General features: G+C 70.0%; 15 protein-coding genes and 5 pseudogenes. 15 read left to right on the forward strand and 5 right to left on the reverse strand.

Annotation, left to right across the window (positions count from 1 at the left end; all coding sequences use genetic code 11):
* Window positions 1-4: 4 nt before the first annotated feature.
* Window positions 5-1123: a transaldolase gene (tal, locus tag V9U70_RS03545; protein WP_336672899.1), complete on the reverse strand. Its 1119-nt coding sequence runs from the start codon at window positions 1121-1123 to the stop codon at window positions 5-7.
* Between the two features lie 1207 nt (window positions 1124-2330).
* Between tal and chvE the strand changes: the two genes are divergently transcribed.
* The 3 genes from chvE to mmsB all read left to right on the forward strand — a co-directional run bounded on the left by chvE (window position 2331) and on the right by mmsB (window position 6321).
* Window positions 2331-3440: a multiple monosaccharide ABC transporter substrate-binding protein gene (chvE, locus tag V9U70_RS03550; protein ID WP_336672951.1), complete on the forward strand. Its 1110-nt coding sequence runs from the start codon at window positions 2331-2333 to the stop codon at window positions 3438-3440.
* A gap of 62 nt (window positions 3441-3502) precedes the next feature.
* Window positions 3503-5077: a multiple monosaccharide ABC transporter ATP-binding protein gene (gene mmsA / locus V9U70_RS03555; protein WP_336672979.1), complete on the forward strand. Its 1575-nt coding sequence runs from the start codon at window positions 3503-3505 to the stop codon at window positions 5075-5077.
* Window positions 5074-6321 (forward strand): multiple monosaccharide ABC transporter permease, encoded by a 1248-nt coding sequence (mmsB, locus tag V9U70_RS03560; RefSeq protein ID WP_336672952.1) that lies wholly within the window; start codon window positions 5074-5076, stop codon window positions 6319-6321. Before mmsA ends, mmsB begins: the two co-directional genes overlap by 4 nt.
* Before the next feature lie 71 nt (window positions 6322-6392).
* Here the strand turns inward: mmsB and V9U70_RS03565 are convergent, their stop codons facing one another.
* A complete protein-coding gene (locus V9U70_RS03565) occupies window positions 6393-7475 on the reverse strand; it encodes an aldose epimerase family protein (protein ID WP_336672953.1) in 1083 nt (360 codons plus the stop codon).
* A 1106-nt stretch (window positions 7476-8581) separates the two neighbouring features.
* On the opposite strand from V9U70_RS03565, the gene V9U70_RS03570 reads away from it, so the two are divergent.
* The gene (locus V9U70_RS03570) at window positions 8582-11176 is read left to right on the forward strand and encodes an alpha-L-arabinofuranosidase C-terminal domain-containing protein (protein ID WP_336672954.1); all 2595 of its coding nucleotides are present in this window, start codon (window positions 8582-8584) and stop codon (window positions 11174-11176) included.
* 265 nt (window positions 11177-11441) lie between these two features.
* Window positions 11442-11510, forward strand: a pseudogene (locus V9U70_RS03575) (ATP-binding protein); the annotation flags it as partial.
* Window positions 11511-11743: 233 nt separating this feature from the next.
* Here the strand turns inward: V9U70_RS03575 and V9U70_RS03580 are convergent.
* The gene (locus tag V9U70_RS03580; RefSeq protein ID WP_336672955.1) at window positions 11744-12172 is read right to left on the reverse strand and encodes a dihydrofolate reductase family protein; all 429 of its coding nucleotides are present in this window, start codon (window positions 12170-12172) and stop codon (window positions 11744-11746) included.
* 601 nt (window positions 12173-12773) lie between these two features.
* Between V9U70_RS03580 and V9U70_RS03585 the strand changes: the two genes are divergently transcribed.
* From V9U70_RS03585 to V9U70_RS03630, 10 genes and pseudogenes are all read left to right on the forward strand, one after another.
* On the forward strand, window positions 12774-13637 hold the full coding sequence (locus V9U70_RS03585) for an alpha/beta hydrolase (protein WP_336672956.1): 864 nt from the start codon (window positions 12774-12776) through the stop codon (window positions 13635-13637).
* 73 nt (window positions 13638-13710) lie between these two features.
* Entirely contained in the window at window positions 13711-13866 is a 156-nt protein-coding gene (locus V9U70_RS03590; protein WP_419723925.1) for a VOC family protein, read from the forward strand.
* A 248-nt stretch (window positions 13867-14114) separates the two neighbouring features.
* On the forward strand, window positions 14115-14489 hold the full coding sequence (locus V9U70_RS03595; protein ID WP_336672957.1) for an ATP-binding protein: 375 nt from the start codon (window positions 14115-14117) through the stop codon (window positions 14487-14489).
* A gap of 348 nt (window positions 14490-14837) precedes the next feature.
* A pseudogene (locus V9U70_RS03600) lies at window positions 14838-15068 on the forward strand (transposase); the annotation flags it as partial.
* 646 nt (window positions 15069-15714) lie between these two features.
* Window positions 15715-16005, forward strand: a pseudogene (locus V9U70_RS03605) (ATP-dependent DNA ligase); the annotation flags it as partial.
* A gap of 235 nt (window positions 16006-16240) precedes the next feature.
* Window positions 16241-16648, forward strand: a complete 408-nt coding sequence (locus V9U70_RS03610) for a hypothetical protein (RefSeq protein WP_336672984.1) — start codon at window positions 16241-16243, stop codon at window positions 16646-16648.
* A 42-nt stretch (window positions 16649-16690) separates the two neighbouring features.
* Window positions 16691-17650 carry an NAD-dependent epimerase/dehydratase family protein gene (locus V9U70_RS03615; RefSeq protein WP_336672958.1) on the forward strand — a complete coding sequence of 320 codons (960 nt, stop codon included), beginning with the start codon at window positions 16691-16693 and terminating at the stop codon, window positions 17648-17650.
* A gap of 172 nt (window positions 17651-17822) precedes the next feature.
* Window positions 17823-18530: a TetR/AcrR family transcriptional regulator gene (locus V9U70_RS03620; protein ID WP_336672959.1), complete on the forward strand. Its 708-nt coding sequence runs from the start codon at window positions 17823-17825 to the stop codon at window positions 18528-18530.
* Window positions 18531-18759: 229 nt separating this feature from the next.
* Window positions 18760-18884: pseudogene (locus tag V9U70_RS03625) on the forward strand (ABC transporter ATP-binding protein); the annotation flags it as partial.
* Window positions 18885-19059: 175 nt separating this feature from the next.
* Window positions 19060-19149: pseudogene (locus tag V9U70_RS03630) on the forward strand (IS5/IS1182 family transposase); the annotation flags it as partial.
* A 445-nt stretch (window positions 19150-19594) separates the two neighbouring features.
* Here V9U70_RS03630 and V9U70_RS03635 read toward each other — a convergent pair.
* Complete coding sequence (locus tag V9U70_RS03635) at window positions 19595-19789, reverse strand: hypothetical protein (RefSeq protein ID WP_336672960.1); 195 nt, start codon at window positions 19787-19789, stop codon at window positions 19595-19597.
* A 326-nt stretch (window positions 19790-20115) separates the two neighbouring features.
* Window positions 20116-20697, reverse strand: a complete 582-nt coding sequence (locus V9U70_RS03640; RefSeq protein ID WP_336672961.1) for an N-acetylmuramoyl-L-alanine amidase — start codon at window positions 20695-20697, stop codon at window positions 20116-20118.
* Between the last annotated feature and the right edge of the window lie 102 nt (window positions 20698-20799).

The following is a 20799-nucleotide window of genomic DNA, read 5'->3' on the forward strand; positions in this document are numbered from 1 at the left end:
GTGGTCAGTCCTCCGAGGGGGTGAGGCGCTGGAGCTCTGCCTGGGTCGACTTGAGCAGGTCGTTCCAGGCCGCTTCGAACTTGTCGACGCCTTCGTCTTCCAGTAGCTGGACGACTTCGTCGTAGGAGACGCCGAGGTTCTTGAGGGTGTCGAGGTCGGTGCGGGCCTGGTCGTAGCCGCCGGCGACGGTGTCGCCGGTGATCTCGCCGTGGTCGGCGACCGCTTCCAGGGTCGCTTCCGGCATGGTGTTGACCGTGTTGGGGGCGACCAGGTCCTCGACGTACAGGGTGTCCTTGAGGGAGGGGTCCTTGACGCCGGTGGAGGCCCACAGCGGGCGCTGCTTGTTGGCCTGTGCCTTGTCCAGGGCGGCCCAGCGGTCGCCCGCGAAGACCTCTTCGTAGGCCTCGTAGGCCAGGCGGGCGTTGGCCAGGGCGGCCTTGCCCTTGGCGGCCTTGGCCTCCTGGGAGCCGATGGCGTCCAGGCGCTTGTCGATCTCGGTGTCCACGCGGGACACGAAGAAGGAGGCCACCGAGTGGATGGCGGAGAGGTCCAGGCCCGCGGCCTTCGCCTTCTCCAGGCCCGCGAGGTAGGCGTCCATGACCGCGCGGTAGCGCTCGAGGGAGAAGATCAGCGTCACGTTGACGCTGATGCCCCGGCCGATCGTCTCGGTGATCGCGGGGAGACCCGCCTCGGTGGCCGGGATCTTGATGAGGGTGTTGGGCCGGTCGACCAGCCAGGCCAGCTGCCTGGCCTCGGCGACGGTGGAGCGGGTGTTGTGGGCCAGGCGCGGGTCCACCTCGATGGAGACCCGGCCGTCCTGGCCGCCGGTCGCCTCGAAGACCGGGCGCAGGATGTCGGCGGCGTCACGGACGTCCGCCGTCGTGATCATCCGCAGGGCTTCCTCGACGGTGACCCCGCGGGCGGCGAGGTCGGTGAGCTGCTGCTCGTACCCGTCGCCCGAGGAGATCGCCTTCTGGAAGATCGACGGGTTGGTGGTGACACCGACGACATGACTCTGATCGATCAGCTCGGCCAGGTTGCCCGAGGTGATCCGCTTGCGCGACAGGTCGTCGAGCCAGATCGCCACGCCCTCGTCGGAGAGGCGCTTGAGTGCGTCTGTCATGAGTTGCATCTCCTCCTAGTGGTATCTACCGGCGTCAGCGCGCACGAGCTCTCCGGGCCGGCTGGTCGGGCCCGCAGTCGGTAGCGGCGCGTGCCGCAGGAACAGCTCGGCATCGGTCGCGCCCATGATGCCATGATTGTTAGCGCTCACAACCTAGTTGGGCAAAAGTCTCCCGCACTTTTGCCGGTGCGGTCAGCGGGGCGGGTCGACGGTCGCGGCGCCCGCCCGTCGGCCCGGGCGCTTCGCGCCGACGCGTCGAATGGCGCGAACGGCGCGGGTCGTCAGACGGGCGGCGGACGGGGCGGGCGGGGGCGCGTGTGGGGTGAGAGTGGCGGCGTACGGACCTGCGGGCCGCCCCGATCCGCGCGCGAGGTGACACCCGCACGCGGGCGGGGTCGCGCGGGCCGGCCTCGCCCCCCGGGCCGCGCGTCCGTGGGGAGAGGGGCCCGCCTTCGGTATCGGCGCCAGGGGGTGCTGGACGGTGTGCGTGCCCCGTGTCTCGGTGTCGCCCTCGTACTGGGCGACGGAGGCGGAGGCGGATGCGGATGCGGATGCGGTGGGGCGGGGGAGGGTCCCTGGCTTTCGGGGGCGGCTGGACGTGTTCCGTGTCGGTCTCGGCGGAGCTGCTCGACGGCGACCCGCCGTGCCGACCGCGGGGGAGCGCGCCGCGGGAGCGTCGAGCGCCTGTACGTCCGGGGGCGGGCGTGCGCCCCCGACGTGGTTCACCGGCGTGGCCCCTGACGCGCGGCTCGACGCCGAAAGCGGCGTCCCCCTTCCGGCCGGAGGCGCGTGCGTCCGGGCGGCCCGCACGCCGACGCCTGGCCGCGGTGGGCCGGTGGTGCGACCTCGCCGCCCGCCGTCCTCTCGCAGTGCGTCACCGGCACGCGTGCGGCCGGCGGCGCATCGGGTGACGGTCCGATGCGTCAGGGGCGGACTGTCGGTGGGTCGGCCGTGGACCCGGCAGGCGGGCTCTGCGGGATACCCCACTTTCGCCCCCTTCTTCGCGCCCACGGCCGAGCGTCACCGTGAGAAAAAGCCCGGTTCCTCTTGTACTGCGGTGATGCGAGCGCTAACAATCAAGCTCGGCCGAGGCTGTCGGACCCCGACCGCCTCCGGGACGACGCCCCGGTGTGGCGAGGAAACCGGCTGCCGCCGAACCACTCCGGGACAGAAGCACCCTCAACGACGAGATTGCCAGGTAACGCCCATGACGCACTTTCGAGCCGCATCCATCCTCCTCGCCGCGACCACCAGCTGCGCCCTGCTCCTCACAGCCTGCGGACAGAACAGCGAGGGAGGAAGTCAGGAGTCAAAGGACAAGAAGGACCTCACCATCGGGATCTCCATGCCCACCAAGTCCTCCGAAAGGTGGATCGCGGACGGCGGCAACATGACCGCGAGCCTGAAGAAGAGCGGCTTCCTCACCAACCTGCAGTACGGGGAGGACGACCCCGACCAGCAGGTGGCCCAGATCGAGAACATGATCACCCAGGGCGTGGACGCCCTGGTCGTGGCGGCCATCAACGGGGAGGCCCTGTCCAATGTGTTGCAGCAGGCGGCCGACGCCGACATCCCGGTGATCTCCTACGACCGACTCATCCTGGGGTCCCCCCACGTCGCCTACTACGCCTCCTTCGACAACAAGGAGGTCGGCAAGCTCCAAGCCACCTACATCGTCGAGAAGCTGGGGTTGAAGGACGGGGCGAAGAAGGGCCCCTTCAACATCGAGCTGTTCGCCGGCTCCAACGACGACAACAACACCAAGTACTTCTTCAACGGGGCCATGGAGGTGCTGAAGCCCTATCTCGACAAGAAGCAGCTGGTCGTACGCTCGCAGCAGACCGAGCTCGCCCAGGTCACCACGCTGCGCTGGGACGGGGGCACGGCGCAGAAGCGCATGGACGACCTGCTGACCTCCTCCTACTCCACGGCCCGGATCGACGCTGTGCTCTCCCCCTACGACGGCATCTCGATCGGCATCCTGTCCGCCCTCAAGTCCGACGACTACGGAAGTCCGGCCAAGCCGTTGCCGATCGTCACCGGCCAGGACGCCGAGCTCGCCTCCGTCAAGTCGATCATCGCGAATCAGCAGACCCAGACCGTCTACAAGGACACGCGCGCACTGGCGCAGGTCGCCGCGAACATGGTGACCGCCGTCCTCGACGGCAAGAAGCCCGAGACCAACGACGAGACGACCTACGACAATGGCAAGAAGGTCATTCCTGCCTACCTGCTCGACCCGATCAGCGTCGACAAGTCGAACTACCGCAAAGTCCTGGTCGACTCCGGCTACATCAAGGCCGAGGAGCTCCGTTGAGCTCCGCCGCGCCCGCCTCGCCCTCCTCTTCGCCCAGGGATCGGACCGGCCCGGTGCTGGAGATGCGGGCCATCGTCAAGACCTTCTCCGGGGTCAGGGCTCTGTCGGACGTGACCCTGTCCGTGAAGCGCGGTGAGGTCCACGCCCTGTGCGGAGAGAACGGCGCCGGCAAGTCGACGCTGATGAAGGTCCTGTCCGGCGTGCATCCGCACGGCACCTACGAGGGCGAGATCCTCTTCGACGGTGAACCGTGCCGTTTCAAGGACATCAGGGCCAGTGAGCGGCGCGGGATCGTCATCATCCACCAGGAGCTCGCGCTCGTTCCCCATCTGTCCATCGCCGAGAACATCTTCCTGGGGAACGAACCGTCGCGACGCGGAGTCATCGACTGGCACGAAGCGCTGAGGCGCGCCAAGGAACTGCTGCGGCGGGTCGGTCTCGATGAGCGCCCCGAGACCCGGGTGGCCGACATCGGCGTCGGCAAACAGCAGCTTGTGGAGATCGCGAAGGCGCTGGCGAAGGACGTCCGCTTGCTGATCCTCGATGAACCCACCGCCGCCCTGAACGACGAAGACAGCGCGAAACTGTTGCGGCTGATGCGGGAGCTGAAGGACCAGGGCATCACTGCCATCCTCATCTCGCACAAGCTCAACGAGATCGCGCAGATCGCCGACTCCGTCACCATCCTCCGCGACGGGCGTTCCGTCGAGACGTTGGACGTCGGGGACTCCGCCACCACCGAGGACCGCATCATCCGAGGCATGGTGGGGCGGAACCTGGACAGCCGGTTTCCCGACCGCACACCGTACGAGGGGCCGGCCGACGGCGACCCGGTCCTGGAGATCCGGGACTGGACCGTACGCCACCCCCTGGACCAGAGCCGCAAGGTCGTCGACCGGGTCTCGCTCCAGGTCCGCCGCGGGGAGATCGTCGGCGTGGCCGGACTCATGGGCGCCGGTCGGACGGAGCTCGCGATGAGCGTCTTCGGCCGCTCCTACGGCCGCTACGAGCAGGGCTCCGTTCTCAAGGACGGCCGAGCAGTGCGCACCCGCACGGTCCCAGAGGCGGTTGCCAACGGCATCGCGTACGTCACGGAGGACCGCAAGCACTACGGCCTCAACCTGGAGGACTCCGTGAGCCGGAACATCTCGCTCGCGTCCCTCGGCTCCCTCTCCCGGCGCGGCATCGTCGACGCCCACGAGGAGCGCAGAGTCGCCGAACGGTACCGGCGGACCATGGGCATCAAGACTCCGAACGTCCTGGAACCGGTCGGCCGTCTTTCCGGCGGCAACCAGCAGAAGGTCGTTCTGAGCAAGTGGATTCTCGCCGGACCGGACGTGCTCATCCTCGACGAGCCCACGCGTGGCGTCGACGTGGGGGCCAAGTTCGAGATCTACACCGTGATCGACCGTCTCGCCGCAGAGGGCAAGGCGATCCTCCTCATCTCCTCCGAGCTGCCCGAACTGCTCGGCATGTGCGACCGGGTCTACACCATGGCCGCCGGCCGGCTGACCGGTGAGGTCGCCCGCGAGAACGCCACCCAGGAAGTGCTGATGCGGCACATGACGCAGGAACTCCCCGCACCGTCGGCAGCCGGCGCAGGCACCGCAATCCCCAGCGAAGGACACCAGGAATGAGCACCCCCGCCCCTGCGAACACGACCACTCCGGCGCCCCCGGGGGGCGGCTCCGCCCCGCCCCCCGGGGCGCACGTGGCTCGTGCGCTTCTGGCCGGCGTCCGACGGAACATGCGCCAGTACGGGATGCTTCTCGCGCTCGGCCTGATCGTCCTCCTGTTCCAGGTCTGGACGGGAGGCGACCTCCTGCTTCCGCGCAACGTGTCCAACCTGGTGCTGCAGAACAGCTACATCCTCATCCTCGCCATCGGCATGATGATGGTCATCATCTCCGGGCACATCGACCTGTCAGTAGGCTCGCTGATGGCCTTGGTCGGCGGCGTGGGGGCGGTGCTCATGGTCGAGCACCGGGTCTCCTGGCCCGTCGCGGTGATCCTCGCCCTCCTGCTGGGAGCCGTCGCCGGAGCGCTCCAGGGGTTCTTCATCGCGTATGTGGGCATACCGTCGTTCATCGTGACCCTCGCCGGCATGCTCCTCTTCCGGGGGCTCACGGAGATCTTCCTCCAGGGCCAGACACTCGGCCCGTTCCCGGAGGGGCTGCAGAAGATCGCCAACGGCTTCCTCCCGGAAGCGGGGCCGCAGACGAACTACCACAACCCGACCCTCCTCCTCGGTCTGGGGCTGATCGCCTTCGTCGTGTTCCAGGAGGTGCGAGACCGTCGACGTCAGCGCGAGTTCGCGCTGGAATCGCTCCCCACAGGTCTCTTCGCGCTGAAGGTGACGGCCCTGGCCGCCGCCGTCCTGGTCACGACCCTGCTGCTCGCCAGCTACAAGGGCGCTCCCGTCGTCCTTCTGATACTGGCGGTGCTCCTGGTCGGCTTCGGATACGTGATGCGCAACGCGGTGATCGGCCGCCACGTGTACGCGGTGGGAGGGAACCTGCCCGCCGCGAAACTGTCCGGGGTCAAGGACAAGAAGGTGACCTTCGCGGTCTTCCTCAACATGGGCATGCTCGCGGCGCTCGCCGGACTCGTCTTCGCGGCGCGCTTCAACGCGGCCTCGCCCAAGGCGGGAGTGAACTTCGAGCTGGAGGCCATTGCCGCGGCGTTCATCGGAGGGGCGTCGATGAGCGGTGGTGTGGGAACCGTGGCGGGCGCCATCATCGGCGGCCTGGTCCTCGGCGTGCTCAACAACGGCATGAACCTGGTCGGGGTGGGCACCGACTGGCAGCAGGTCATCAAGGGCCTCGTCCTGCTCGCGGCGGTCGGCTTCGACGTGTGGAACAGGCGCAGAGCGGGCGTCTGACCGCCCCAGAGGCGGCTGTGCCCGCCGGTGATCCGACCGGCGGGCACAGCCACCTCGCATACCCTGTCCGGTCAGTCGCGGATACCGAAACGCAGGACGGTCCTCGACCGGTACTCGTCGCCGGGCCGCAGCACCGTGGACGGGTCGCCGGGGCGGTTCGGAGAGTCGGGGAAGTGCTGGGTCTCCAACGCGATGCCCGCGCCGGCCCGGTAGGGCGCTCCGCTCTTGCCGACGACGGTTCCGTCGAACTGCCCGCCGGTGTAGACCTGAAGGCCGGGCTCGGTGGTGAGTACCTCCATCCACCGGCCCGTGGTCGGCGCGTGGAGGGCGGCCGCCCGGCGCAGTGTGCCGTCGCTGTCCGGGGCCAGGACGAAATTGTGGTCGTACCCCGCGTCGCCTGCCCCGGGCCGACGGTCGGTGCGGGCCGGCGCCTCTGCGAGCTTGAGCGGCCGGCGGAGGTCGAACGCCGTGCCGGAGACGGGGCGATGCTCCCCCTGGGGGATGAGGTCGTGGCCGACCGGTGTGTAGTGGGACGCGTCGACGGTCAGCTCGTGACCGAGAACGTCGCCGGCGCCCTCGCCCTCAAGGTTGAAGTAGGCGTGGTTGGTGAGGTTGACGACGGTGGCCGCATCGGTGACCGCCGCGTAGGAGAGCGTGAGTTCGCCGTTCCGTCCTATGAGGCAGCTGACGGTGACGTCGAGGTTCCCCGGGAATCCCTGATCGCCGTCGGGGCTGTGGAGGTGCAGGAGCACGCCGGTCCGCTCCGGAGTGTGCACGCTCTCCGCTTCCCAGATCCGGGTGTCGAACCCGTCCCTCCCGCCGTGCAGGCAGTGGCCGTTCTCCTGGGTGGTCAGCTGGTACGGCTTGCCGTCCAGGGTGAACCGGCCGTGGGCGATGCGATTGGCGTACCGTCCCACCGTGGCGCCGAAGTACCGCGCGGCGGCGGTCGACTCGGCCGGGTCGCGGGGGGCGAGGACGACATCGGCCGCGTCACCGTGCCGGTCCGGAACCCACAGGCCGTGGATGCGGGCGCCGTGCGTGTGTACCTCAGCCGTGAGCCCGTCGGGAAAGCCGAAGGTCCAGCGTTCCCCGACCGCCGGGTCGGGGCGACAGACCGGAGGGCCGCCGGCGAAAGGGGGCGGGGAGGGGTTCATGGGGCTCCTTAGCCACAGCGGGACGTAGCCGGAGGGGGCGAGGACTGACCTGCGCCGCCATCTCCGTCGGTAGTAGGGGTTGAGAGGTCTGTCGACAGCCGCGGCGCCGTGGTCGGCGAGACGGCCCTGCTCGGTCGAGCGCAACGGGCCGGGCAAGGGCAGCCCACGTGTGTTAACGATAACAACGCTCCTGAGGCCTGGCCAGTGCCCTGAGGGGGTGTGAAGCGGGGCGTGCGTACGCCCCCAGATCCGCCCCGTCGGCGGTCGAACGGCACCCGTGTCGAGGGCTTGACCGCCTCTCGTCGCCCTTCTTGGGTCGGCCCCTGGTCGGCGGCCCCGGTGTGAGGGCGCGGCCATCCGGCCCGTGCCGTCGTCGGCCTGCTCCCGGCGAGCGCTTCAACCGCTCGGCGGGAGCAGGTGGGTGCTCACGCCGAGCGGTGCCCGGGGCGCGCGGAAGGGATTTGGGGAAGGGTAGGACTGTTTGCGCTCACATGTTCTCTCTCGAAAATCGTGTCGCTACGCCAAACCTGTTGCGCAGGACTTGAGTTGGGATTGGGTTAGCGCTCACAATTCGATGGCGAACATCGGGTCGTGCGACGCCTCTGTCGGCAGCGTGCGAGCCGGCAGCCCGACTTTCTCTGCCGGGGGCGCCTCATTCTGGAAGTGGTGGGAGCCGAGTGAGTGACAAGAGCCGCGAAAGGCCACCGGGGCGCGCTGCTCGGGTGCCGTTCGGCTGTCCGCTCCGCCAGTGGGAAGACTCCCCCCGGCCGAAAATGACGCCACGAGTGTGGCAGGCCGGAAGTGCGGGGCGACTGCCCGTGACTTTCGGTGCACGCATCGCGTCATGGGCCTCGTTCGTCTCTCCGTCGGGGCGGACCGCCGGTCAGGTGCAGCTCTCACCTCCCCGCGGCGGTGGACACCGAGCACCGCTCACCGCGGCACGTCCCGGCGTAGCCGGCCGCGGTACCCGGAGCCGGCCCGGTGAGCGTCGCACCCGGGCCCCGCAGCCCCCGTGAACCATCAGCCCGGTGGCGCGTGTCCGCCCCACCGGCACCTCGTACGCCCACTCCAACCGGCGCACCTCGGCGCCACGACACGGAGGACCCATGCCCCGCAGATTCACCCGCCCACGCCTCAGGCTGGGCGTGACGGCCGCCGCAGTGCTGGTCGCCGCGGCCGTCGTGCCGGCCCCCGCACACGGCGAGGCATCCGCCGCCGACTACGCCATCACCGTGGACCCGCAGGCGCAGGGCGCCGCGATCGACGACACGATGTACGGCCTCTTCCTGGAGGACATCAACCGGGCCGCCGACGGAGGCCTGTACGCCGAACTCGTACAGAACAGATCCTTCGAGTACTCCACCGCCGACAACCGCGCCTACACGCCGTTGACGTCCTGGGACGTCGACGGCTCCGCCACGGTCGTGAACGACGACGGGCGGCTCCACGAGAACAACCGCAACTACGCCCGGGTGGCGGCGGGGACGACGCTGACCAACTCCAGCTACAACAGCGGCCTGTCGCTGAGGAGCGGAGCGAAGTACGACTTCTCGGTGTGGGCCCGCGCCGAAGCCGGAACCACCCTCACGCTCACTCTCAAGGACGCGGGTGGCGCACTGGCCACCACCAGGCAGAAGGCAGTGAGGGGCGGCTGGAAGAAGTACCGCGCCACGTTCACCGCGACGCGCGACACCACGACCGGCCGACTCGCCGTCGCCTCGTCCGGCGCCGCAGCTCTGGACGAGGTGTCGCTCTTCCCTCGTGACACCTACAAGAGGCAGCCGGGCGGCCTGCGCAAGGACCTCGCGCAGAAGCTCGCCGCGCTCAAGCCCGGCTTCCTCCGCTTCCCCGGCGGCTGCCTGGTCAACACCGGCTCCATGGAAGGCTACAACGAGGAATCGGGCTGGCAACGGGCGCGCTCCTACCAGTGGAAGGACACCATCGGGCCGGTGGAGCAGCGTGCCACCAACGCGAACTTCTGGGGTTACAACCAGAGTTACGGCCTCGGTTACTACGAGTACTTCCGCTTCGCCGAGGACGTCGGAGCCATGCCCGTTCCGGTCGTTCCCGCTCTGGTCACGGGCTGCGGCCAGAATCGGGCCGTCGTCGACGACGTGCTGCTCAAGCGTCATGTCCAGGACGCCCTGGACCTCATCGAGTTCGCCAACGGACCGGTGACCTCCACCTGGGGCCGTAAGCGCGCCGACATGGGCCACCCGAGTCCGTTCGGACTCACGCACATCCAGGTCGGCAACGAGGAGAACCTGCCGCGGGAGTTCTTCGAGCGCTTCACGCAGTTCCGGGCGGCCATCGAGGCCAAGCACCCCGGGATCACGGTGATCTCCAACTCCGGCCCGGCTTCCTCCGGAGCCACCTTCGACACCCTCTGGCAGCTCAACCGGGACGCCGGCGTGGCCATGGTCGACGAGCACTACTACAACAGCCCCCAGTGGTTCCTGGAGAACAACAAGCGCTACGACGCCTACGACCGCTCCGGCCCCCAGGTGTTCCTCGGGGAGTACGCCTCCCGGGGCAACACCTTCGGAAACGGCCTTGCCGAGGCCGCGTTCATGACCGGGCTGGAGCGCAACGCGGACCTCGTCAAGCTCGCCTCCTACGCGCCCGTCCTCGCCAACGAGGACTACGTGCAGTGGCGGCCCAACCTGATCTGGTTCAACAACCGATCGAGCTGGGGCTCGGCCAACTACGAGGTCCAGAAGCTGTTCATGAACAACAGGGGAGACCGGGTCGTCCCCTCCGAGGCCACCTCCACACCCACCGTCAGCGGCCCGATCGCCGGGGCCGTCGGGCTCTCCACCTGGGCGACGGCCGCCTCGTACGACGACGTCCAGGTGACCGCCGCGGACGGCAGGAGCCTGCTGACCGACGACTTCTCCGCCGCTCCCTCGGCGTGGACCCACACCGGCGGCGGCAGCTGGACCGTCCGGGACGGGCAGTACGCCCAGACCGACGTCGCCGCCGAGAACACCACGGTCACCGCCGGCGACCGTGCCTGGCACGATTACGACCTGCACGTGAGGGCCACCAAGCAGGCGGGCAGTGAAGGGTTCCTGATCGCCTTCGGCGTCAAGGACACCGGCAACTACTACTGGTGGAACCTCGGCGGCTGGGGCAACACCGCGCACGGGGTGGAGCGCGCGGACAACGGCGTCAAGTCGACGCTGGTCACCAAGCCCGGGACCATCGAGTCCGGACGGGCCTACGACATCAACGTCAAGGTCCGCGGACGACAGGTGACCCTCTACCTGGACGGCCAGGAGTGGGGCTCCTTCACCGACGACCAGGTGGCCGAACCGTTCCGCCAGGTCGTCACACGGGACCAGGCGACCGGTGACCTGATCGTCAAGGTCGTGAACGCCCAGGCGGCCGACGCGCCCACCAGGATCGACCTCGGCGGGCTCCGGGTGGCGCCCCGGGCACGAGTGACCACCCTGGCGGCCGAACCGACCGCCGTGAACAGCGAGACCGCCACCCCAGTCGCCCCGGTGAAGTCGACCCTGGCCGAGGTGTCGAACACCTTCACCTACACGTTTCCCGCCAACTCGATCACGTTTCTGAGGGTCAAGGAAAGGCAGGAGCCGTCGCCCGGCGCTCACGGGCAGTCCCTGAGGTGTGCGGCGTCCGCAGGCCTCAGGGACACGCCGGGCACCACCCGACAGCATGGGGGCGAGGGGTCGTGAGCAGCGCGTGAGGTCGCGCGGGTCTCCCGAGGACGCGCAGGCGGCGTACACATCGCAAAGGCTCCCGGGCCGCCGCGTGTCCCCCACCCCCGGAGTCTGCCGTGGGCGTCGCAGAGGGTCGGCGGTTGTGAACTCCGGCGGAAGGGACGGGCCCAGCGACCAGCCCCGCCCCCGGCACGGCCGGGGTCAACGCGGAGCGGCGGTCGCCCTCGCGTCATTCCCGCTCGGGCGAGATGCGCGTGCGCCCGGTACTGGCATCGGCACCCGCACGTGGCTGCACGACGAGGCCGAGGTCGTCGACACCACGCACCTCACACCCGGCCAAGCCGCCCGCGGGTCGCCGAGACGTCAAGAGGTGAGCTCCGTCCATGCCGTACGGCACCGGGGCCGCGTCATGCCGGCGGACCTCGGCCGGGCCCTGTGCTCCGCCCCGTCGGGCGCCGCCCGGCCGGAAGTGCTCCGCCCGGCCGGGCCCTCCGGGTGGGGAACCCAACCACCCTCCCCTTCGCACGCACGGCGCGGGCATGTGGACACGGCTGCCGCCCCTCCCTTCTTTGCGACCGCGGGTCAGTGGAGGGTGGGCCGGTAGACGAGCTCCTGCATGTGGCCGTCCAGCGTCCGGCTCTCGACCAGTTCCAGGTCGAAGTCGGCCGCGCCTCGGAAGACCGGGTCCAGACCGGTCCGCCCGGTGATGACCGGGAACAGCGTGACCTGCACGCGGTCGACCAGGCCGGCGGCCATCAGCGCCCGGTTCAACGACAGGCTGCCGTGCGAGCGCAACGGCACCTCGGACTCCTCTGTGCTTTCGGCCGGCATCCGCGCGAAGGCCCGGTAGGTGTTGGCCCCGAAGACCATCCGCTGCTCCGCCCCGTGAAGGGCGAGGCGGTGGTCGAACAACTCCGGGCCCTGTCTGCCCCAGTAGCCGGACCAGTCGGCTCCGGCGGCACCGTAGCCGTCGAGGCTGGAAAAGACGTCGAAGGTGTACGTCGCGGTCACGTCGTCTCCCCGCTACGGGTTGGTCTGTGTGCGTACAGACGGGCGATCCCTCCGCTTGCGCTTCGGTGGCCGTCACTCTTATGGGACCCGGCACGCCGCCGAAACTCATCGCCGCGCCCCCTCCCGCGGCCGTGACCACGCGAAAGGCAGGTACCGAGGGCTGTCGGGGCCGGGACCGCCAGGTGCCGGAAGGGGTCGGCCGGCTGCCGCGGGGCCCGGGGCCGGTGCATCGTCCGCCGCCTTGTTCCGCCTCCGGCCGAGTACGCGCACGCCCCGGTCGTCCTGCGCTCTTCGTCGGCTGTCCCGGCGCTTGGGCCCGAACACCGCCTGGCAGCGACGCGACACACAATCTGACCGGACGGGGCGGGGCAAGGGCGGTATCCCGCCTTCCTCGGGGGCGGGCGAGCCCGGAAGTTTCCGCAGGCTGAGCAGCGGGGCCCGGAGCCTGCCCGTCGGCAGCGCCGCACACGCCGCCCGAGGCTGGGACAAGAGGCACAAACGGAGGACTGCGCACCGGTTGCACCGGTGATCTTCGGCTGCGTAGGGTCCATAGATCCATCGGGCAGATGTTCGCCGCCCCGGCCGAAGAGAAGGCAGATCTGTGCAGCCGACGTTCGTCCTCGTACACGGGGCCTTCGCCAACTCCTTCTCCTACTCGCCCCTTCACGCCGAGCTGGGTCTGCTCGGGCACCGCTCCGTGGCCGTCGACCTGCCCGGACACGGCTTCGCGGCGACCTACCTGCACGCTTATCAGGCTCCTCAGGATGCCGAGGGCCTCGCCACCGCGCCGGGCTCCATCAGGGGAGTCACACTCGCCGACAACGTCGCGCACCTGGTCGGCGTCCTGGAGCGGGCCAAGGAGAACGGGCCGGTCATCCTGGTCTCGCACAGCCGTGGCGGCATCACGGCCACCGCCGCGGCCAACGCACGTCCGGACCTCATCGACCGCATCGTCTACGTCGCCGCCTGGTGCCCGGTCCGCCTGGACGTGGGCGACTACTACGCCGAACCGGAGATGGCCTCGGTCGACGCCGCTTCGGTCGGGCTGGCGATGGCCGGGGACCCGGCGGAACTGGGCCTGCTGCGCGTCAACTTCCGCACCTCGGACCGTGCCGCCCTCGCGGCGCTCAAGGCCGCCTTCCTGGCCGACGGCACCGAGGCGGAGTTCCTGACCTTCCTGAACACCTTCCAGCCCGACGAGAACCTCGACGTCGGCAGCTCCGCCGACCGGGCACAGGCGGCGACCTGGGGCCGTGTCCCGAAGACCTACGTCCGTCTGGCGGACGACGCGAGTATGCCGACCGCCTTGCAGGACCGGTTGATCCGCGAGGGCGACGAGCTGACGCCGGACAATCCGTACGATGTCCGAACCCTCGAAGGCAGCCACCTGAAGTGGCTGGTCGACCCGGCCCCGGCGGCCCGGCTCCTCGGGGCACTCGCCGAGCTCACGGCCCGGCCCGCCTGAGCACCTTCCGCGCCGGTCCGCGCGACCCGCGCAGCACCCCGATCACGGCTCGGTGGCATCCCACCGCATGGTCGTGAGACGTGAGAACGTCGGCATCACCGTTCGTGACCTCGAAGCAACGATCTCCTTCTTCACCGACCTCGGTCTCCCGGTCCCCGGCCGTGACACGGTCAGTGGTGAGCGGACCGACACCGCCGGCGCTCACGCGGGCGGGGAGCCGAAACGGTAAGAGGCCTCCGTATCCGTTGCGGCAAGGGCGGCCGCACGAGGTAGCAAGGCGCCTCCTGCCAGCCGAAACGCTGAGCCCGCGCCCTCCGGGAGAGTGGCTGCCCGGGGGCGCCCCCGCACCGGGCCGTGGAAATCACCGCTTCAATCTGCACACCGGGGGTAATCGCGACGCAGTGGAATCGAGTCGGGATGGGGACCGCAGTGGATGATTCGTCGCTACGAGCAGTGGGGTGGGCGCGGTCGTTGCCGATGCAGACCCCTCCCAAGACAGCACGCGACTGGGCGCGGAGGCACCTTGAGAGCCTCGACTGGACGGCCGGCTCTCCCGAGACGGTGGACGCCGTGCTGCTCACCGTGTCCGAGCTGGTCACGAACGCGCACGTGCACGCGGAGTCCGGCGCTCAGCTGGTGATGACCTGGGACGGCCGCTGCCTGCACGTCGCCGTTCACGACGCCTCCAGTGCCCTGCCGAGGGCGCGGCCCCCGAGTGACGAACGCCTCGGCGGGCGGGGCATGTTCCTCGTCGACGCGCTGGCCGACAGCTGGGAGGCCCACCCTTGCCCTGACGGCAAGACGGTCATCGCCTGCTTCCGCCCGCCGCCCGTATCCAGCGACGCCCGCTGATCCCGCGGACGGCCGCGTCCTGCGTTCCGCCTTCCGGCGACCGGGCGACTCCCCGGAGACGACGGCGCTGCTCCGGCCCGTGGTCCACCGGTGCCACGGCGCAGCGGACCTGGGGCGGGCCAGCTGGTCGCCGCGCCGACCGCGGACCAGAACAGACCCGGTGCCTCAAAGGTGGAACCGAGGGCCAGGCGGGCCGCCGTGCTCTGCCGGGCCGGCTCCGCCGGAAGGTCACTGAGGTGCAGAAACCCGACACACCAGCTCGCGACCAGGGAGGCAGCGCCGGCCTTCAGTGGGGTGGCTCCGGGAGCGGCCAGGACGACAGGGGCGAACACCGGCAGGGCGTGACCGGGTCGAGCCCGGACCCGGCCTGATCACGTCCTGGGCGACAAGGGCTACAGCTCGAAGGCGATCCGCACCTGGCTCCGCCGACGGGGCATCGCCCGCACGATCCCCGAGTGGGCCGACCAGGTCCGCGATCGGGCCCGGAAGGGCAGCCTCGGCGGCCGCCCTCCGGTTTTCGACAAGGAGGACTACCAGCACCGCAACGTCGTGGAGCGGTGTTGCAACCGCCTCAAGCAGTGACGAGGCGCGCAACAAGGAGCGCCTTGGGCTGTTGCGGGTGGGGGAGGGGGTGATCCTGCTGCACCCGATGCGCTGGCCGGACGAGTTCCGCAGCCCTCAGGCCTGGGCCCCCGCCAGGTGGAGCTGGGTGAGGACGAGTTCGAGCGGGCGGTGCAGCTGACCGACACCCTGGTCCTGGACAGCATCGCCGGGTTTCGCGACACCTACCGGGATGCCGTGGAGGGCTGCTCACGGCGAAGCCGGAGGGCAAGGAGCCCCCGGAGCCGTCCGAGGGCGGGGAGTGGGGGGCAGGGTCAGGCCCTGGACCTGATGGCCGCGTTGCACGCGTGGGTCGCGGTGGCCAAAGAGGGCCGAGGCGAAGGCGGGGGAGGGGAGGGAAGGCCACCGTCCGCGAGTCACGGCCCCGGAAAAAGGCCGGCCCGAAAAAGACGGCCTCTCCCGAGAAGGCCACCGCCCAGAAGAGCGGCGCGAAGAAGGCAGCCGCGGCGAAGAAGGCGTCGGCCGGGAGCAAGCGCACGGCGAGGAAGCGGAGCGCCTCCTGGCCGGGGGCTCCTCTCGTGGCCCCGCTGCCCCCCATCGCCCCGATGCTCGCGACGCCTGGCGAGCTGCTCCGGCGCCGGTGGACGACGCGTACGCGTACGAGGTGAAACAGGACGGACAGCGATGCGTCGTCCGTCTCCCCGGCGACGGGACGGTCCAACTGTGCTCCCGCACGGACGCCGACATCACCCCTTCTTGCCCCGGACTTCAAAGCCTGGGGACAGTGCTGGGCTCCCGGCCCGCGGTGCTGGACGGGGAGATCGTCGCCCTGGACGGCGAGGGGCGCGGCGCTTCGAGCGGCTGCAGTCCCGGACGGGTGGGGCCGGCTCCCAGGGCCAGGGCGGCCCGCATGGCTCCGAAGATCCCCGCGCACCTGTTGCTGTTCGGCATCGTCGCCCTCGACGCCCACGGCCTGGTCCGCGCCCCGTCCTCCGGGCGCCGCGCCGTCCTGGAACCTCTGGGCCTGGCCGGGGCCGCCTGGTCGACCCCGGTCGCGGTCGTCGGCCAGACAGCAGGCACTGGAGACGAGCAGTACGGCCGGCCTCGAAGGTCACGTCGCCGAACGCCTCATCTCCCTCTGCGGGCCGACGCGTGTGGGGCGCCCGGTCGCGCACCGAAGGGGCACCGCCATGGCACAGGGCACGTTCGGCAAGCAGGTGGAAGAGGCCGCCGACTCGGTGCCGCTCGGCATCGTCCGGTTCTTGGCCGACCGCCCCAGCGGCGGGGAGCGGAAGACGGATGCGACGTTGCGGCGCATGGGCGCCCGCGTCCTGCTTACGGTCGAAGCGAAGGTGTCCCTCAAGCGGGTCTCCAACCTGTGGGCCGAGGCCCTGCCGACGGCGGCCCACCGCAGGGACGTCGCCGGCATCCACGATGCCCTCCTCGGCCTCGCCGACGAGCTCAAGCGCCGCAACCAGCTCGCCGACCACGACCTCGCCGACGTCCCGCGGCAGCAATCTGCAGGCCGTGAAGGTCTCCCTACTTTGTTATACGAGAGAAGGAAAGTTACTCTATATAACGTAAGTGTGTGGCCGTAACGGCGATCGCTTCTCCTCAACCCGTCTCGGAAGGGCTATGTCATGGCTGCGGTACAGAGTTCTCTGCACACTGTTCTGGGGGCCGGCCCCGCTGGTACCTCCGTCGCGCTGGAGCTGGCGCGGCGCGGTCACGCGGCTCGCCTCGTGGACCGGTCCGGCTCCGGGGAGCCGCTGGAGGGCGTCGAGCGGGTCGCGGGTGACGTCGGGACGGTGACCGGGGCGCTGGCGGCGATCGAGGGTGCTGAAGTCGTCTATCACTGCGTCAACGTCGCTTACCACCTGCAGGTCGACGTGATGCCGGGCATCCAGAGGGCCGTCCTGGGGGCGGTGGAGCGCGCTGGTGCCCGTCTGGTCGTGCTGGACACGCTCTACCCGTACGGCGAGACCCATGGCGAGGTCATGACGGAGGGCACTCCGTGGCGGGCGGCCAGTGCCAAGGGCAGGATGCGCGCCGCGCTGGACGAGAACTACCTCACCGCGCACAAAGAAGGCCGCGCGAAGGTGGCCCTTGGCCGTTCGGCGGACTTTGTCGGGCCTCGCGTGCTGAACTCCACTCTGGGTGGGGCCGTCTTCCCCGCCGCCCTCACGGATGGCGAGGTGCTGGCGCTGGGCGACACCGACCTCGAGCACAGCTACACCAGCATCCTTGATGTGGCCCGGGGCCTGGCGACGCTCGGCGAGAGTCCTGAGGGCGACGGCCGGGTCTGGCACCTTCCCACCGCTCCGGCCCGCACGACGCGGGAGATCTTCGGCATGCTGGGGGACCTCGTGGGGCATCCGCTGAAGACGGTCGCCATGGACGAGCCGCGGCCCTTCGGACCGTTCGATGAGACGTTCATGAACGCCTACGCCGAGCTGTTCTACCAGCACACGGAGCCTCAGGTCGTGGACTCCACCGCTTTCGAGCATAAGTTCGGTGTCCGGCCCACGCCGATCGAGGCGACCTTGTCGGAGACCCTGGAGTGGTACCGGGGCTTCCTCGCGGCCCAGCCGCAGGCCTGAACGGCATTCTGCACAGATCGCGCACGTGTCCCCGGCCCCCTCCCGGCAAGAGCAGGGAGGAGGCCGGTTGTGTAGCAGAAGCGATAAGGTGAAGTGTTCGTGAGACTGTGACTGATCGGATGGGGCCGGGGAACCGTTGAAGGTGACCCGCAGGAGTCGGCAGGAGGCGGGGATGGCAGCCCGCGTGAGCAGCCCGCGTGAGCGGTACCGGGAGCAGACCCGCTCGGAGATCAAGGAGGCGGCAGTCCGGCAGCTCGCTGTCGGTGGTGTCGAGAGCGTGGCGCTTCTGCGGATCGCCAAGGAGATCGGGATGACCGGTCCGGCGCTCTACCGGTACTTCGCCAGCCGGGACGATCTGCTGGCGGAGATGGTGCTCGATGCCTACCGGGGGGCGGCTGAAGCCGTTCAGGCGGTGGAGACCGCAGGGTCGGGGCGTGCGGCTCTCCATGCTCTGACCAGGGCCTACCGTGGGTGGGCGGTGGCGCATCCGCACCTGTACCTGCTCATTCAGGGCACCCCCGTGGCGGGGTTCACGGCACCGTCCGAAACCCTGCTGCAGGCGCGGTCCGTCCTGGGGCCCTTCCTGTCCGCTTTCGCCCAGGGGCGCCCGCTGGCCGCGGTGGACCCCTTGCTGGGTCAGATGCGGACGTGGCTGGCCGAGGCGCCGGATGTGGCGGCGTGGGTCGGCGGGTGGGCGGACGTGTCGGCCGGTGACCCTGTGGCGGTCGTCGCGCTGACTGGAGCGGTGATGGTCTGGCCGCAGATGCACGGCACCGTGGGCCTGGAGGTCGCGGGCCAGTTCGCGGGCATGGGCCATGACCCCGCCCGTCTCCTCGAAGTGCAGACAACGTTGCTGGCCGACGTCTTCCAGCTGCCCTGATCCTGGCTGGCCGGGCTCACCATGTGAGCCGCCCGGCAGGTTCAAGTCGCCCGACCAGCTCCGCCGGCATCTCTCGGCGGGGCTGGTCGTGCTGCTCAGGTCGGCGTCTGCCTCCAGGTCGCTATCGATCGTCTCGTTCGTCACGCTCTATAACGTAAGTGTTGATATGGCGCGCTCAGTTTGTGCGCCTCGCAACCCGAAGGAGTTCTCGTGATGGAAACAACCGGCCACCAGGCGCTACGGCGACAGGACCGCTGTCGATGATCTGACGTTCACGGTACGGACGGGCCAGTTCACGGGCTTCCTGGGTCCCACGGTGCGCGCGAATCGACCGCTCTGCGCATGTTGCTGGGCCGCTTCCAGGACGGTGACCAGTTCGCGGAACGGTTCCCGGTCGCCGACGTGGGCGGGGAGTGCTCCGCAGCCGATCAGGGAGGCGCGTCCGGCCAGGCGCCCCCGCACACCCCGGTGAACACGGTGCCGGCGGTGACGCCGATGCCGGCGTGGGCGAACGTCGCGGGCACGCGTTCGGCGCCCCCGCATCCGCCGGGAACGCCGAGCCGACATCCACGAAGCCTTCCTCGGACCCGTCTGCTGCTTCATCACCCACCGACAGATCGACTCATGGTGTCAGGCGCCGGCTGGCTCCCGTCTCACACATCGTGCGGTCGCCGTCCTGGCCGGGGCCGCCCGATGCCCTTCCTGCTTCCCTGCGCTGGGCGGGCGGGGCGCCGGCGGTCATCGGAACCGGCGAACCGGCACGGGGCTGTGCTGGCCTGGGGGGACCGCGTCATCGAGGAAGGGGACCCGGGCCGCCGCCGTAGTGGCACAGCCCAAGGGCACGAGAACCCAGAGGCGGCCCCAGCGCCCCTCTGGGCACCGATCTCCCGCCCCAAGGCCTTCCCTCCGGTCGACCCGGGACGGGGACCAGCGCTCAGCGGTCCACGTGGAAGATCAGAGGGAGCGCCCCGGAAGTCGCCCCGCGGCCCGGCAGTCACTGGCGTTCCCGTGCCGGGACAGGCTGAACCCGCCGAGGGCCCCGCCCGGAGCCGGCGGCGGCGCTGTCAGTCGGTCGGCCCCGTGCGGAGCCGCCGCATGTCTCGCACGAGTGCGTACGACGCGCTGAGGAAGACCATGGCCCCGAACACGAGCCAGAAAACCGAGGCTCCGGAGCGGTACTCACGAACGGCAAGAACGAGCAGCATCACGCCGACAAGAACACCGAAGGTCGAGATCAGAGCACTGATGCGGTCAGTCACATGGACATCATCAACGACAGCCTCGGCCAGCGGAAGTGATGCGAACGCACCTGCCTGGGAGTTGTCGCCCTCGCCTCGCTCATGATGGGGGCGTGACATGTGACGACAACTCCCAGCCGTCGGCCGAGCGGAACGCGTCGTGGGCGCGTCGCGGCGTCCCGCTCCGTTCACCGGCGTCGGCGGTCACGGGCTGAGCCGCCCCCGGGGACTGGTCACGCGGACCTGCCCTCCCGGGAACGGGAACATCGCCGCCCCCCGCCGCCCCCGCGTCCGGCCTCTGCGATGTCCTGTGTGCGGGGCCCTCGACCCGTGGCGGGGCAGTCGGCTCATACCAGGTTGACGAGCCGGATGTAGCGGTCCCAGTCCCAGTGCACGCCCGGGTCGGTGTGGTCGCTGCCCGGGACCTCGTGGTGGCCGACCACGTGCTCCCGGTCCTTGGGGATGCCGTGCCGCTCACAGACGTCCGCGGTGAGCAGAGCCGACCGCAGATACATGACGTCCGTGAAGAACTCCGGCCGATCCACCCAGCCCTCGTGCTCGATACCGATGCTCCGGGTGTTCCAGTCCCAGTTGCCCGCGTGCCAGGCGATGTCACGCTCGCGCACGCACTGGGCGACGTACCCGTCGCCGGAGCGCACCACGTAGTGGGCCGACACCTGCTTGGCCGGATTCTGGAAGATGCCCGCGGTCGGCGTGAACAACTGCTGCGCGACATGGATGACCACCCGGTCGATCCCGCGCTCGGAAGGACGGGACGGGACGGTGTAGTTGGCGGAATGGGCCGGAGCCCAGAGAGCCGGGGCGTAGTCGGTCACCGCCTTCGGCGCCGCCACGGCCCGGACGGACGCGGGCAGCACGGCGGCCGTCGCCGTCACGGCGGCACACTGAAAAATCCTTCTGCGGTGCAACGACACTCCTGGAGGCGGTTCCGGGTGGGCGGGGCGAAGCGGGCTTTTCGTGGGACGAAGCCGAAGTCCACCGGAGACGGGACTGGAGCGGTGAACACCCCG

Origin of the sequence: Streptomyces pratensis, assembly GCF_037137275.1 — a bacterium.
GTDB lineage: Bacteria > Actinomycetota > Actinomycetes > Streptomycetales > Streptomycetaceae > Streptomyces > Streptomyces pratensis_B.